At 69.6% G+C, this 14,414-nt stretch carries 11 protein-coding genes; 1 reads left to right on the top strand and 10 read right to left on the bottom strand.

Annotation, left to right across the window (positions count from 1 at the left end; genetic code table 11):
• Window positions 1–9: 9 nt before the first annotated feature.
• The 4 genes from ACX28W_RS31255 to proS all read right to left on the bottom strand — a co-directional run bounded on the left by ACX28W_RS31255 (window position 10) and on the right by proS (window position 3,228).
• Complete coding sequence (locus tag ACX28W_RS31255) at window positions 10–249, bottom strand: RNA-binding protein (RefSeq protein WP_005479813.1); 240 nt, start codon at window positions 247–249, stop codon at window positions 10–12.
• Between the two features lie 2 nt (window positions 250–251).
• Window positions 252–671, bottom strand: coding sequence for a 30S ribosomal protein S16 (gene rpsP / locus ACX28W_RS31250; RefSeq protein ID WP_362070732.1), 420 nt, complete (start codon window positions 669–671; stop codon window positions 252–254).
• A 294-nt stretch (window positions 672–965) separates the two neighbouring features.
• Complete coding sequence (locus tag ACX28W_RS31245; protein ID WP_054235363.1) at window positions 966–1,562, bottom strand: hypothetical protein; 597 nt, start codon at window positions 1,560–1,562, stop codon at window positions 966–968.
• 250 nt (window positions 1,563–1,812) lie between these two features.
• Window positions 1,813–3,228 (bottom strand): proline--tRNA ligase, encoded by a 1,416-nt coding sequence (gene proS / locus ACX28W_RS31240; protein ID WP_459003165.1) that lies wholly within the window; start codon window positions 3,226–3,228, stop codon window positions 1,813–1,815.
• 200 nt (window positions 3,229–3,428) lie between these two features.
• Between proS and ACX28W_RS31235 the strand changes: the two genes are divergently transcribed.
• Entirely contained in the window at window positions 3,429–4,268 is an 840-nt protein-coding gene (locus ACX28W_RS31235) for an SAM-dependent methyltransferase (RefSeq protein WP_459003164.1), read from the top strand.
• Between the two features lie 82 nt (window positions 4,269–4,350).
• On the opposite strand, the gene ftsH is transcribed toward ACX28W_RS31235, so the two are convergent.
• The 6 genes from ftsH to nsdA form a co-directional block, all read right to left on the bottom strand.
• Complete coding sequence (gene ftsH / locus ACX28W_RS31230) at window positions 4,351–6,297, bottom strand: ATP-dependent zinc metalloprotease FtsH (RefSeq protein ID WP_459003162.1); 1,947 nt, start codon at window positions 6,295–6,297, stop codon at window positions 4,351–4,353.
• Window positions 6,298–6,420: 123 nt separating this feature from the next.
• Complete coding sequence (ffh, locus tag ACX28W_RS31225; RefSeq protein WP_362070723.1) at window positions 6,421–7,971, bottom strand: signal recognition particle protein; 1,551 nt, start codon at window positions 7,969–7,971, stop codon at window positions 6,421–6,423.
• A gap of 142 nt (window positions 7,972–8,113) precedes the next feature.
• Entirely contained in the window at window positions 8,114–10,555 is a 2,442-nt protein-coding gene (locus ACX28W_RS31220; protein ID WP_459003161.1) for a [protein-PII] uridylyltransferase, read from the bottom strand.
• Between the two features lie 27 nt (window positions 10,556–10,582).
• Complete coding sequence (locus tag ACX28W_RS31215; protein WP_164411711.1) at window positions 10,583–10,921, bottom strand: P-II family nitrogen regulator; 339 nt, start codon at window positions 10,919–10,921, stop codon at window positions 10,583–10,585.
• Window positions 10,918–12,255: an ammonium transporter gene (locus tag ACX28W_RS31210; RefSeq protein WP_459003158.1), complete on the bottom strand. Its 1,338-nt coding sequence runs from the start codon at window positions 12,253–12,255 to the stop codon at window positions 10,918–10,920. The genes ACX28W_RS31215 and ACX28W_RS31210 overlap by 4 nt, the downstream gene beginning before the upstream one ends.
• A 505-nt stretch (window positions 12,256–12,760) precedes the next feature.
• Complete coding sequence (nsdA, locus tag ACX28W_RS31205; protein WP_459003156.1) at window positions 12,761–14,236, bottom strand: transcriptional repressor NsdA; 1,476 nt, start codon at window positions 14,234–14,236, stop codon at window positions 12,761–12,763.
• Between the last annotated feature and the right edge of the window lie 178 nt (window positions 14,237–14,414).

The raw sequence follows: 14,414 nt of genomic DNA, 5'->3' as shown, positions 1-14,414 counted from the left end.
CCTGTTACGTCAGCGGACGTGGTCCACGTCGACGAGGTCGACACGGACACCGCGGCCGCCAATGGCACCCACGACGGTACGCAGAGCACGCGCGGTGCGGCCATTGCGGCCGATCACCTTACCGAGGTCGTCGGGGTGGACCCGGACCTCGAGAACGCGCCCACGGCGCAGGTCACGCGAGGCGACCTGCACATCGTCGGGGTTGTCGACAATGCCCTTCACGAGGTGCTCGAGAGCCTCCTCGAGCATGCTCAGGCCTCGGTCGACGCGGACTCGGCGGCGGCCTCGTCCTTCTTCTCAGCCTTCTTCTTCTGGGTGATGGCCTCACCCTTGCCCTCGTCGTCGCCACCGAGAGCGTCGAACAGCGGGCGGGTCGCCTTCGGCTCGGCCACGAGCAGCGGAGCCGGGGCGGGCAGACCCTTGAACTTCTGCCAGTCGCCGGTCAGCTTGAGGATGGCGAGAACCGGCTCGGTCGGCTGCGCGCCGACACCCAGCCAGTACTGCGCACGCTCGGTGTCGACCTCGATGCGCGAGGGGTTCTGTACCGGGTGGTACAGGCCGATCTCCTCGATGGCCCGGCCATCACGGCGGGTACGGGAGTCGGCGACGACAATGCGGTAGTGAGGCGAACGGATCTTGCCCAGACGCTTCAGCTTGATCTTGACTGCCACGGAAGTGGTGTCTCCTGGTCTTGACGTGGTTGGGCACGGCGAGATGGCCGCGTGGGGTTGCGGTACCCGAGTGCCCGATGGACGCGTCAGCCGGAGGAGAGAGGGGTCCTATGCGGCTGTCGAGTACAGCTAGCCATTGTGCCACACCTTGACAGCTCGCCTTCACCGGGCGAGGTGCACGTACCCATGCCTCACCGGCACCCGGCGGCGTCGGCCCCGGGCGCCGACGGGGCCGTCCGGCACCTGCAAGCAAGGTGTCGCGGCTGAGTACGGCTGCCACGAGCAGCCGTCCGCTCAGCTCGCCGCCGCCCCGACCACCTCCGGAATGCGGAAGGGCTTGCCGCACCCCCCGCACACGATCGGCGCCTGCGCCAGCACGGACGGGACGACCCGCACATTGCGGCCGCAGTCGCAGACCGCCTTGACGCGAACACCTCCTCCGGAAGAGCCGTGCCGGGCGGCCGGGCCACGGAAGGAGCGGGCCGTGTCGGCGGCGGTCGCGGCGGTGTGCGCCTTGAGGGCGCGCTGCAGCCGCTCGATCGTCGGGCGGTAGCGCCGCTTCGCCTCGGGGTTGAGCGTGACCAGGGAGAAGCCACTGCTGGGGTGCGGCTCCTCCGGGTGGTCCAGGCCCAACTCCTCGGCGATCGCGAGGAATCTACGGTTGTGGTACCGGCCGGCGCGCGAGGTGTCGCGGACTCCGCGGGCGGCGGCGATGCCGTGGACTGCTTCATGAAGCAGTCGCTCGAAAGAGAGCTCGTGTCCGCAGGCGGACGACGACTCTCCGATCAGGGACTCTGGCGCGGCAAGATCGGGCAGCTCGGGGTGGTGCCGCTGAATATCGGCCCACGCCCCTGCCAGCTCTGCGGCGAGAACAGGTGGTGTCGTGCTCACGTAATGACAACGAGCCGGGGTGCCTCTGTGTTCCTATTCCGGGGCATCCCAAATAATTTGCACGTACCCGTCAGTTGCCGCTGATGCGTCCTGACGAGGGCGGGTGCGCTGATCTGCGGAGAAGCCTCACAGCTCATACCAAGCCGGTACGTAGTCACATGTACGCCCCGGCGCGTAGACGAGGTCAGCGCGCCGGGGCACCTGTGTTCAGCAGATACGCAAGAGGCGTTTCGGTCGCCCTCGGGACGACTCAGTAGGCGCGCGCCACGACGGCGACGTTACCCGGTGCGTCGTCGGAGCCGGGCACCGACCCGTCCTCGGCGACCAGACACCGTACGGTCACGGAGTGCTCGGCGAGCTTGGCCTCACCCTCTTCGCCGAGGTCGGCCCAGGGGATGCGCGCCCAGCCGCCGGCGGTGGCCGCCTCGACGGCCTCCTCGATCGTCGACACGTCCGACGTACGGGACCGGCGGCGTTCGCGGGACTGCTGCAGAAGCAGCGCCTGGTCCTCTTCGAGGACCGTGGGGAGCAGTCCCACCAGAGCGTCGAGGGCGACCGGCTCCTTGCCGCCGGGGATGCGGCGGGCCAGCATCGCGGTGCCGTTCTCCAGGTCACGGGGGCCGACCTCGATGCGTACGGGCACGCCCTTGAGCTCCCAGTCGACGGCGCGGCGCCCGAACGGGGTGTCCGTGCGGTCGTCCACGTGAACGCGTACGCCCGCCGCCCTCAGCCGATCGCCGATTTCGTGGACCTTGGCCAGAACCGCTTCGTCGCCCTTGATCGCGAGGACGACGGCCTGCACGGAGGCGAGCCGGGGCGGCACCCGCAACCCATTGTCATCGCCGTGCGACATGATCAGGCCACCCACCATGCGGGTCGACGACCCCCAGGAGGTCTGCCAGACGAGCTCCTGCTTGCCGTCCTTGGACAGGTACTGGGTGTGGAATGCCTTGGCGAAGTTCTGGCCCAGTTCGTGGCTGGTGCCCATCTGGAGCGCCTTGCCGTCGCCCATCATGGCTTCGAGCGTGAGGGTGTTGATGGCGCCCGCGAACCGCTCGCTCGGAGTCTTGCGGCCGAGCACCACGTCGATGCCGAGGACGTTCACCATGAAGTCCTCGTACACCTCCTTGTGGATGTACGCGGCGTAGTCCCGTGCGTCCTCGTACGTGGCGTGCGCGGTGTGGCCCTCCTGCCAGAGGAATTCCGTCGTACGGAGGAACACGCGCGGGCGCATCTCCCAACGAACGACGTTCGCCCACTGGTTGATGAGCAGCGGGAGGTCGCGGTAGCTCTGGACCCACTTGGAGAAGTAGTCGTTGATGATCGTCTCGGAGGTGGGGCGGACGACGACCGGCTCCTCCAGCTCCTTGCCGCCGCCGTGCGTGACGACCGCGAGCTCCGGGGCGAAGCCCTCGACGTGCTCGGCCTCCCTCGTCAGGTACGACTGCGGGATGAAGAGCGGGAAGTACGCGTTCTGGGCGCCCGCTTCCTTGATGCGGGCGTCCATCTCCTGCTGCATCCGCTCCCACAGCCCGTACCCGTACGGTCGGATGACCATGGTGCCGCGCACCGGCCCGTTGTCGGCCAGCTCGGCCTTGTTGATCAGGTCCTGGTACCAGCGCGGGAAGTCGTCCGCCCGGGGCGTGAGAACAGGTGCCTTTGCCATGGCGCGATGGTACGGGCACACGTTGCCGGGATGTGAATTCTTGCGCCACGCGCAGGCAGCGCACAAGCCGGGCGCCACAACCCCTGGACGCGGGGACGAGCGCGGAGTTTCCTGACATACGGGGGGGGAGTGCGCGCGCACTGCACGGGGGCTGGGGACCGGGGCACAGAGGCAAACTCTCGGCGATTGGGGCGCTTTCGATGACACCTACGCTCGTGCGGCAGCACCTACCTCACGCGGGAGCGACACCCCGCGTGGATTTGCGTGCACGCGCGCGTGACTGGGCCGAGATCCAGGAGCGGATGCTGGTGCCGCTCTACGAGGCCGTCCACGAGCGACTCGAAGTGGGCGGCGGGACGCGGCTCCTCGGCCTCGGCTGCGGTTCGGGGCTTGCCCTTTTGCTGGCGGCCTCCCGGGGTGCCGCGGTGACCGGTGTCGACGCCGACTCGCCCGAGCGGCTGGCGCTCGCCCGGGAGCGGCTGCTGCCGGAGGCGTGGGGCACGCACGCGCGTGCCGACGCCCGGATCGTGGCGGGGTCCCCTTCGGACCTCGTCGACGCGAACACGCCCGCGTACACGCTGGTGAGCGCGTTCGAGCCGCTCGGAGGTGCGGCCGGGGACTCCGAAGGGCTCGTCGAGCTTCTGCGGGAGGCTGCTCCGCTCGCCGAGCGGGGGGCGCCCGTGGTGCTTGCCGGGTGGGGGCCGCCGGAGCGTTGCGCCACGTCCGCGGTGCTGCGGGAGGTCGCCGGGCCGGCCGACACGGTGCGGGCCGCTCGTCGCGACGACCTGGAGGAGGTCGCCCAGCGGGCCGGGCTCCGGCCGGACGGGTCGGGGCGGGTCGCGTGTCCCTTCGGGTACGCGGACGTGGAGAGTGCGGTACGGGGGTTGTTGTCGACCGGGCTGTTCGACGCGGCCCTTGGTGCTGCGGACGTGGTTCAGGTCGGCAAGGAACTCACGGAGGCGCTTCAGCCCCATCGTCGGCGGGACGGGACGGTGTGGATGCCCAACGTCTTTCGGTACCTGATCGCGCGTACGGAGTGAGGTCCGGGGTTCCTCGCCCCCGCCTCTCCCCTCACCCAAGCTCGCGGCTTCGCTCGAGGCTCGTCTTCGAACGCCGGACGGGCTAGGACAGGTCCTCAGAGGTCTCCTTCTTCAATCGCGGGATCCCCGCGATGCGGTACGCCTCCACCTCCTCCAGCGTCTCGTTCGCCAGCAACGCCTCCGCCAGCGCGTCCAATTGGGCGCGGTGGTCACGGAGCTTCTCGCAGGCCTCCTCGTAGCACTCGTCGACGATGCGGCGCATCTCGTGGTCGATCGAGTCGAGGGTGGCCGGGGCAGCGGCGAGGCCGTAGGCCTGCTGGGGGTCGTTCGGGAGGGCGGAGAGGCGGCCGATACGTTCGCTCATGCCCCAGCGGGCGACCATGCCGCGGACGATGTTGGTGACCTGTTCGAGGTCGTTCTCGGAGCCCGTGGTGATGACTCCGTAGACGACGTGTTCGGCGGCCATGCCGCCCAGCGCGCCGATGATGCGGCCGCGCAGGTACTCCTCCGTGTACGAGTACCTGTCGGCGTCCGGGGTGGAGAGTGTGACGCCCAGGGCGCGACCGCGCGGGACGATGGTGATCTTGCGGACCGGGTCGGCGCCCGGCTGCAGCATGCCGAGGAGGGCGTGGCCGCTCTCGTGGTGGGCCGTGCGGTGGCGCTCCTCCTCGGGCATCACCAGCGACCGTTCGGCGCCCAACTGCACCTTTTCCAGCGCCTCGGAAAGGTCCGTCTGCGTCACCTGCTCCTGCTGGCGCTTGACCGCGAGCAGGGCCGCCTCGTTGGCGAGGTTGGCCAGGTCCGCGCCGGTCATGCCCGGCGTCGTACGGGCCACCTGCCCGAGGTTCACGTCGGGGGCGAGCGGGATTTCGCGGGTGTGGATCTCCAGGATCGCCTCGCGGCCGCCGCGGTCGGGGGGTGAGACCTGGACGGTCCGGTCGAAGCGGCCGGGGCGGGTCAGCGCCGGGTCCAGGATGTCCGCGCGGTTCGTCGCCGCGATGACGATGACGCCCTCGGAGCCCGAGAAGCCGTCCATCTCGGTGAGGATCTGGTTCAGCGTCTGCTCGCGCTCGTCGTGACCGCCCATCGCGGAACCGCCGCCGCGGGCCCGGCCGATGGTGTCGATCTCGTCGATGAAGATGATGGAGGGGGCCACTTTGCGGGCCTCGGCGAACAGTTCACGCACGCGCGAGGCGCCCACGCCCACGATCATCTCGATGAACTCCGAGGCCGAGGCCGAGAAGAACGGGACTCCCGCCTCTCCCGCGACCGCCCGCGCGAGCAGGGTCTTTCCCGTGCCGGGCGGGCCCGCGAGAAGCACGCCTCGCGGCATCTTCGCGCCCATCCTGCGGTAGACGTCGGGGTTCTTCAGGAAGTCCACGACGTCGTTCAGTTCACCCGCGACCTCGTCGATTCCGGCCACGTCCGCGAAGGTCGTGCGGGGGGCGCCGGGCTCCAGTTCGATCGGCTTCGGGGGTGCCTTGCGGCCGAGCATGCCACCCGCGCCACCCATGCCGCCCGTCCGCATCCGCCGGGCGAAGAAGATCCACAACACCACCAGGAGCACCATCGGGGCCAGGGAAAGCAGCAGGTTGGACAGGAAACTGCGCTGCTGCACCACCGGCGAGGCGGTCACCGTGACGTTGCGCTGCTCCAGGTTCTGCCAGAGCTGGTCGTCCGCGAAGGACGGGCGCTGGGTCTTGAACTTGGTGTACGTCCCGTCGCCCTCCGGGTTGTCCTGGGCGTTCTTGAGCTGGCCCTGGATCGCGTCGCCCTTGGAGTAGATCTTGGTGACGTTGCCGTCGTCGACCTGCTTGCTGAATTCCGTATACGAGATCGTCGGCTCGTCGCCCTCGTTGAAGAAGGACAGCGCCAGGATGGCGGCCAGGAACACGACAAGAGCGGCGATGACCAGCCCGATCCAGCCGCCCGGCATCTTCCACCTGCCGGAGGGCGACTCGGGCGGCGTGCCCTCGGTATGCCACGGCTGGTCAGGGGCCTTGCGCGGCGGCACACGGGGGTTGCTCATATTCGGACGTTACGACATACAGCGGACACCGGCACCCTCGGACGCCGGGCACGGCACGGGTACGCGCCTGGGGGCGCCCCTCCGACGAGGGGCGCCCCCAGGCGCGTACCAGCAAAAAAACCGTCAGCCCATGAACTTCTTGAACTCGTCCGGCAGCTCGAAGTCCTGGCCGCCCTGCTGCGGCAGACCGAAGGCGTTGCCGCCCTGGGCCCCGGCCTCGCGGCGCGCGGCGGCCTCGTCCTCCTGCTGCTTGCGCTTCATCGGGTTGCCGGAGCGCTGCTTGCCCTTGGCCTGCTTCTGCTTCTTCTTGGCGCGGCCGGGGCCGCCGCCCATGCCCGGCATCCCGGGCATCCCCGGCATGCCGCCGCCCTGGGCCATGCGGGACATCATCTTGCGGGCCTCGAAGAAGCGCTCGACCAGGCCCTTGACCGCACTGACATCGACGCCGGAGCCCTTGGCGATACGGGCACGGCGCGAACCGTTGATGATCGTCGGCTCCTGGCGCTCGCCCGGGGTCATCGACTTGATGATGGCGGCGGTGCGGTCGACGTCGCGCTCGTCGAGGTTGTTGATCTGGTCCTTGATCTGGCCCATGCCCGGGAGCATGCCGAGCAGCTTGCTGATGCTGCCCATCTTCCGGACCTGCTCCATCTGGGCCAGGAAGTCGTCCAGGGTGAAGTCCTGGCCCTTCTTGGACGCCAGCTTGGAGGCCATCTTCTCGGCCTCTTCTTGGCTGAACGTCTTCTCCGCCTGCTCGATCAGGGTGAGCAGGTCACCCATGTCGAGGATGCGGGAGGCCATCCGGTCCGGGTGGAAGGCGTCGAAGTCGTCGAGCTTCTCGCCGTTCGACGCGAACATGATCGGCTTGCCGGTGACCGAGGCGATGGAGAGCGCGGCACCACCGCGCGCGTCGCCGTCGAGCTTCGACAGGACGACGCCGTCGAAGCCGACGCCGTCACGGAAGGCCTCGGCGGTGTTGACCGCGTCCTGACCGATCATCGCGTCGACGACGAAGAGGATCTCGTCGGGGCTGACCGCGTCGCGGATGTCCGCGGCCTGCTGCATCAGCTCCTGGTCGATGCCGAGCCGGCCCGCGGTGTCCACGATGACGATGTCGTGGACCTTCGTCTTCGCGAACTCCATGGAGTCCTTGGCGACCTTGACCGGGTCACCGACGCCGTTGCCCGGCTCGGGCGCGTAGACGGCGACGCCCGCGCGCTCGGCGACGACGCTGAGCTGGTTCACGGCGTTCGGGCGCTGGAGGTCGGCGGCCACCAGGAGCGGGGAGTGGCCCTGGTCCTTGAGCCACTTGCCGAGCTTTCCGGCGAGTGTGGTCTTACCGGCACCCTGCAGACCCGCGAGCATGATCACGGTGGGCGGGTTCTTGGCGAACCGCAGGCGGCGGGTCTCGCCGCCCAAGATCGTGACCAACTCATCGTTGACGATCTTGACGATCTGCTGGGCAGGATTCAGCGCCTTGGAGACCTCGACGCCGAGGGCACGCTCCTTGACGTTCTTGATGAAGGTCCGCACGACCGGCAGGGCCACGTCGGCTTCGAGAAGCGCGATACGGATCTCGCGTGCGGTGGTGTCGATGTCCGCCTCGGAGAGCCGGCCTTTACCGCGGAGATTCTTGAAAGTCGCGCTGAGGCGGTCGGAGAGGGTATCGAACACGGCGCTCGTCGGTCCTCAAAGGTTGGGGGCAGTCTGATGTCGCTCCCCAGGGTATCCGGCCAATGCAACAAGTCGGCCCCTGCCCGACAGAACTGCGGGGCAGGGGCCGGAATCCCCACGTGCGTGGGGAGCAGGCGCACACTCAGCGCAGGCATTCCTCGAGCGACCGTGCGAGCCCAGCTGCCTCCGGGCCTGGCAAGGGCTGGCCTTTCGGAGACGTGACGTAAAAGGCGTCGACCGCATTGGCGCCCAGCGTCGACACATGCATGCTCCGCACCCGTACGTTCGCCTCCTCGAAAGCCCGCCCGATGCGGTGCAGCAGGCCGGGGGCGTCATGGGCGCGGACCTCGATGACCGTGGCGTGACGCGATGCCGCCGGGGCGACCGTCACACGGGCCGGCGGCCCGATCGTGCCCCGGCGCCGGGGATAGGCGGCGTCCCGCTCGGCGAGACGGCCCGCGATGTCGAGCGAGCCGTCCAGGGCGCGTACGAGATCGGCGCGCAGCCGGGCCGCCTGCGGCAGGGAGCCGTACTCGGCGGCGACCCGCCAGTTGAGCAGCAGCACCGAGCCCTCGACGCCGTCGGGCAGGTCGAGGGCGCGCAGCTCGGCGGTGCGCACGGTCAGCCGGTGCATGGCGAGGACGCCCGCCACCGCGGGAAGCACCCCGGGCTGGTCGGGTACGGCGATGAGCAGTTCCACGCCCAGCGGCTCCGGATCGCCGGAGCTCTCCTCGGTCGGCGGCTCGGTCTGCGCGCGCAGCGCGAGCACCGGCCCGCCCGTACGGAACGCCTCGATCGCGAGCCGTTCCTGCTCGGCCGTGGGTGCCGCGGCCTCCGGCTCCTCGGGGTCGTCCCCGGCGAGCACGGCCGCGACCCGCTTGACCAGGTCGGCGACCAGGGAGCCGCGCCAGGAGGACCAGGCGGCGGGCCCGGTGGCCAGCGCGTCCGCCTCGGTGAGCGCGTGCAGCAGTTCGAGGGTGCTCTGCGAGCCGACCGCCTCGGCGACCGAGCGAACCGTGGCCGGGTCCTCCAGGTCGCGCCGGGTGGCGGTGTCGATGAGCAGCAGATGGTGGCGTACGAGGGTGGCGAGGACGGCCACGTCGGTGCGGTCGAAGCCGATCCGGGCGGCCACGTCCCTGGCGATGATCTCGCCCGCGACGGAGTGGTCGCCGGGCCAGCCCTTGCCGATGTCGTGCAGCAGCGAGGCGACGAGGAGGAGGTCGGGCCGGCCCACCCGGCGGGTCAGTTCGGAGGCGCGCACGGCCGTCTCGATGAGGTGCCGGTCGACGGTCCAGATGTGCACGGCGTTGCGCTGCGGCCGACAGCGCACCCGCTCCCAGTCGGGCAGGAGCCGGGTGATCAGGCCCTCGGCCTCCAGCGCCTCCCAGACCTCGATGGTCGGGCGGCCCGAGCCCAGCAGGGTGACGAGTTGTTCCCGGGCCTCGGCGGGCCAGGGTGCGGGGAGCGGGCGCGCGGTGGCGGCCATGCGCCGTACGGCGTGCAAGGACAGCGGGAGCCCGGCCTGTGCGGCGGCGGCCGCCGCGCGCAAGGGGAGCACCGGGTCGCGCTCGGGGCGCGCGGCGCGCGCGAGCACCACCTCGCCATCCATCTCGACAACGCCCTCGGCGAGCGGTGAGCGCTCTGCGGCGGGCTTGGCGCCGCCCAGCATGGCCCGCAGACGCGGACGCACGGTGCGCGAGCGCAGCACGCGCGCCACCTCGCGCCAGGTGACGTCACTGGCGTACGAGACGACGCGGGCGGCCTCGTAGACCTGGCGCAGCAGCGTGTCGGCGTCCAGCAGGCCGAGTTCCGCGGCGACCTGGTCCTGTTCCTGGAGGGCGAGGCGGTCGGTGGCGCGTCCGGTGGTCAGATGCAGCGCGTCGCGGACGTCGAGGAGTCTGCGGCGTGCGTCGGAGAGGCCTTCGCGGGGCGCGTCCGCGAGCCAGGAGGCGGCGACGGCGCGCAGGGCGGTGGCGTCGCGGAGGCCGCCCCGGGCCTCCTTCAGGTCCGGTTCCAGCAGGTACTGCAGCTCGCCCTGCCGCTCGGCCCGCTCGGCGCACAGTTCCTGGAGTTCGGGGAGACGTTTCGGCGCCTGGTTGCGCCAGTCGGCGAGGACGGCTGTGCGCAATCCGGCGGTGAGACCGAGGTCACCCGCGATATGGCGGGCGTCCAGCAGTCCCAACTGCACCTTGAGGTCCTCACCCGCAGTCTTGCGGGCCTCGGCCGGTGTACGGACGGAGTGGTCGAGGGCGAGGCCGAGGTCCCAGACGGGGTACCAGATGCGGTCGGCGAGGGCGGCGACCGCGCCGGAGTCGCTGCCGTCGTGCAGGAGCAGCAGGTCCAGATCGCTGCGTGGGGAGAGTTCACCGCGGCCGTAGCCGCCGACGGCGACGAGCGACGCTCCGCGCAGACCGTCCGAGCCGGCGGTGAAGAGGCCGGTCAGCCAGTCGTCCGTCAGTTCGGCGAGGGCAGCACGGCGCGGCGGCCCGGACTGCGCCTCCCTCTGGAGGAGGCGCAGCCGGGCCGCCGCGTAGCCGCTGGGTCCCGAGTCCTCTGCTTCCGTACGCATCTCCGTACTCGTCACCCAGCGACTCCTGTTCTTTTCTTCTGTTTAGAGCGCGTCCGGGCCGCGCTCGCCGGTCCGGACCCGGACGGCCGTCTCGACCGGGATGGACCACACCTTGCCGTCACCGATCTTGCCGGTGCGGGCCGCCTTGACGATGACGTCGATCAAGCCTTCGGCGTCGTCGTCCTCGGCCAGCACCTCGATGCGGATCTTGGGGACCAGGTCGACCGTGTACTCGGCACCACGGTAGACCTCGGTGTGTCCCCGCTGCCGACCGTAGCCGCTGGCCTCCGTGACCGTCAGACCGTGCACCCCGAAGGCCTGCAGGGCCTCCTTGATCTCGTCGAGCCGATGCGGCTTCACGACGGCGGTGATGAGCTTCATGCGTCCACCTTCTTGGCAATGCCCTCAGCGGGGGTCGGCGAGGAGGTAAAGCCCGCGCCGCCGCCGGTGCCGCTGAAGTCGTATGCGGTCTCGGCGTGCTCGGCCTGGTCGATGCCCGCCACCTCTTCATCCTCGGTGACGCGCATACCGATCGTCTTGTCGATCAGGAAGGCGAGGATCGCGGAGGCGACCAGGGAGTAACCCAGGACCGCGAAGACACCGGCGCACTGCTTCCAGAACTGGGTCATGCCGCCGCCGTAGAAGAGGCCCTCCACGGTGGACTGGCCCTTGCCGCTGGCGAAGAAGCCGACCAGCAGGGAACCGACGACACCGCCGACGAGGTGGACACCGACGACGTCCAGGGAGTCGTCGTAGCCGAACTTGTACTTGAGACCGACGGCCATGGCGCAGAGCACACCGGCGATGGCACCGACGGCGATCGCGCCCAGCGGGGAGACCGCACCACCGGACGGGGTGATCGCGACCAGACCCGCGACCGCACCGGAGGCGGCACCCAGCGTGGTGAACGCGCCGTGCCGGATCTTCTCGTAGGCGAGCCAGGCGAGCATCGCAGCGGCGGTGGCGATCTGCGTGTTGAGGAACATCAGCGCGCCGACACCGTCGTCGTTGCCGAGCCACGAGCCGGCGTTGAATCCGAACCAGCCGAACCACAGCAGACCGGCGCCGAGCATGACCAGCGGAAGGCTGTGCGGGCGCATCGGGTCCTTCTTGAAGCCGACGCGCTTACCGATGACGAGGATCACGCCGAGCGCCGCGGCACCGGCGTTGATGTGGACCGCCGTACCACCCGCGAAGTCGATCACGCCGAGGTCGAACGCCCAGCCGCCGGTGCCCCACACCCAGTGCGCGACCGGGAAGTACACGATCGTGGCCCACAGGGCGACGAAAAGGCACCAGGCGGTGAACTTCACGCGGTCCGCGAGCGCACCGCTTATCAGGGCGGGCGTGATGATCGCGAACATCAGCTGGAAGACGGCGAAGACATAGATCGGGATGGTGTAACCGTCCCAGAGATCCCCGCTGCCGATGCCGCTGAACCCGACGAAGTCGGAGGTCCAGCCGATGAGGGAACCCTTGTCGGTGCCGAAGGCGAGCGAGAAGCCATACAGCACCCACAGGATCGTGACGATCCCGATGCTGATGAAGCTCATCATCAGCATGTTCAGGGTGCTCTTGACACGGACCATGCCTCCATAGAAGAAGGCCAGGCCGGGCGTCATGATCAGCACGAGGGCTGAACAGATGAGCATGAACCCGGTGTTGGCGGCAGAGAGCGTAGGAGCCTCTGCGGCTAGCGTGATGGCTGGTGCCATCGGCGTCTCCTCGTCGTTGGTACGGCCCCGTGCGGGCGAAGCCTGAAGCGGTCATGAGGGGTGGGCCGGTTATGCGCCATGAGATTGGCGCAGCGCGGTTTCGGTCGACACCCCTCGATGTTTCGCCGCCGTGACGAAGGCGCCCTGCGTGTTACGCATCCATGAACTGCCGGATAGCGGCCGAGCCGATCGTTATCGTGACGCAATCTTCGACGAGGACCACCGCAACCACCACTTGAGGAACCCCTACAGCGACCAGCCAGGTCCGCGAAAGCGGCGCCGGTTCAGGCACAGAGGGGGCAGCCGGCCACGACCGGTCGTCCGATGACCTGGCATGGGGGGAGCCGAGTCGGGCAGTTCGGGACGACCGGCCGTGGCCGGGGTACGGGGACCGGGCCGCTCTCACGGCCCGGGTGGGGCCTGGCCGCTTTCACGGCCCGGTTACGGGCACCTGGCCGCTTCCACGGCCCAGGTACGGGGACCTGGCCGCTTTCACGGCCCCGGTTCAGACCGCTTCTGCGGTCTCGGGCAGCTCGACGGCGAGCTGGGCGGTGAGGTCCACGACCTCCGCCAGGTCACCGAAGTCACGGACGGCCGTGTCGACCGTCTTTCGGATACGAGTGTTCACGCGCTCGGAGCGCACCTTCTTGGCGATCGCCATCGCCTCCTTGGCCAACACCACGCTCTGCTCCGGCTCGCGTTGCAGCAGGTACACGGTGGCCATGCCGATGAGGTTGAGTGCGTACGAACGCTGGTGTTCGTTGTCCTTGGCGAAGAGGTTGACGGCCCGCTGCATCAAGGGCTCGGCGAGGGAGGCGTAGGTGGGGCTGCGGCCCGCGACATAGGCGAGGTCGCGGTAGGAGTGCGAGTTCTCGGCATGCAGCTCGGCCGGTGAGAAGAAGCGGATCCAGTCGGGGTCCGGGTCGTCCCACTCATGGACGTCCTCGAAGCTGTCCTCGGCCATCCGGACGGCCCGCTTGCACTTTCCGGGCTGGCCCATGTTGGCGTAGGCGCGGGCCTCCATCGCATACAGCATGGACTGGGTGCGCGGGCTCGCGCAGTCACGGCTTCCGTACTGCGCGAGGTGGATGAGTTCGAGCGCGTCGTCGGGCCGGCCGAGGTGGATCATCTGGCGGCTCATGCTGGAGAGGACGTACGAGCCCAGCGGCTTGTCGCCCGCTTCCTTGGCCGCGTGCAGGGCGAGCACGAAGTACTTCTGCGCGGTCGGCTGGAGCCCCACGTCGTAGCTCATCCAGCCCGCCAGCTCGGCCAGCTCGGCGGCGACCTTGAACAGACGCCTGCTGGTCGCCGCGGGCTGGGGCTCCTGGAGCAGGTCGGTCACCTCATGCAGCTGGCCGACGACCGCCTTGCGGCGCAGACCGCCGCCGCACTGGGCGTCCCACTGCCGGAACATCACCGTGGTGGACTCCAGAAGGTCCATCTCGGGCTTGGAGAGGCGGCCCGCGCGGCGTGCGGCGGCCGGCGACTCGGGCTCCTCCTCGGGCGGTGTGGGCGAGGGCACCAGCCAGCGCTGCATCGGCTCGATGAGGGCCGGGCCGGCGGACAGGGCGAGCGAGCTCCCCAGGAACCCGCGCCTCGCCAGCATCAGGTCGCTGCGCGAGTACTCGCTGATCAGGGCCACGGTCTGGGGGCCGGTCCAGGGCAGGTCGACACCCGACACGGACGGTGACCGGTGGGCGGCACGCAGGCCGAGGTCCTCGACGGCGACGACACAGCCGAACCGCTCGGAGAACAGCTCGGACAGGATCCGCGGGATCGGCTCGCGCGGATTCTCGCCGTCCAGCCAGCGACGCACACGAGACGTGTCCGTGGAGATGTGATTGGCCCCCAACTGGCGGGCCCTGCGGTTCACTTGACGCGCCAGCTCGCCCTTCGACCAGCCACTGCGCACGAACCACGAGCCCAACAGCTCATTCGGGCGCTTGTCAGCGTTCACACCACTTCCGCCGTTGCCGCCCACTGGAACGCCCCCATCCCTGAGACCACTTGTACGCTGCGTGCGCCAAGCCCTATCAGAATGCCGGTAAATACGGCCGCCCGTCCGGCAGTTCTCACCCTTCGAACCGGGAAGCCGAGTTGCCTCCGGCATACCCACGAGTGCATACGTCCCCAGGGCCTCGTGTACTCAAAGTAATCCT

Source organism: Streptomyces sp. SD15 (assembly GCF_054462255.1).
This window is presented reverse-complemented; position numbering and strand designations above follow the sequence as displayed.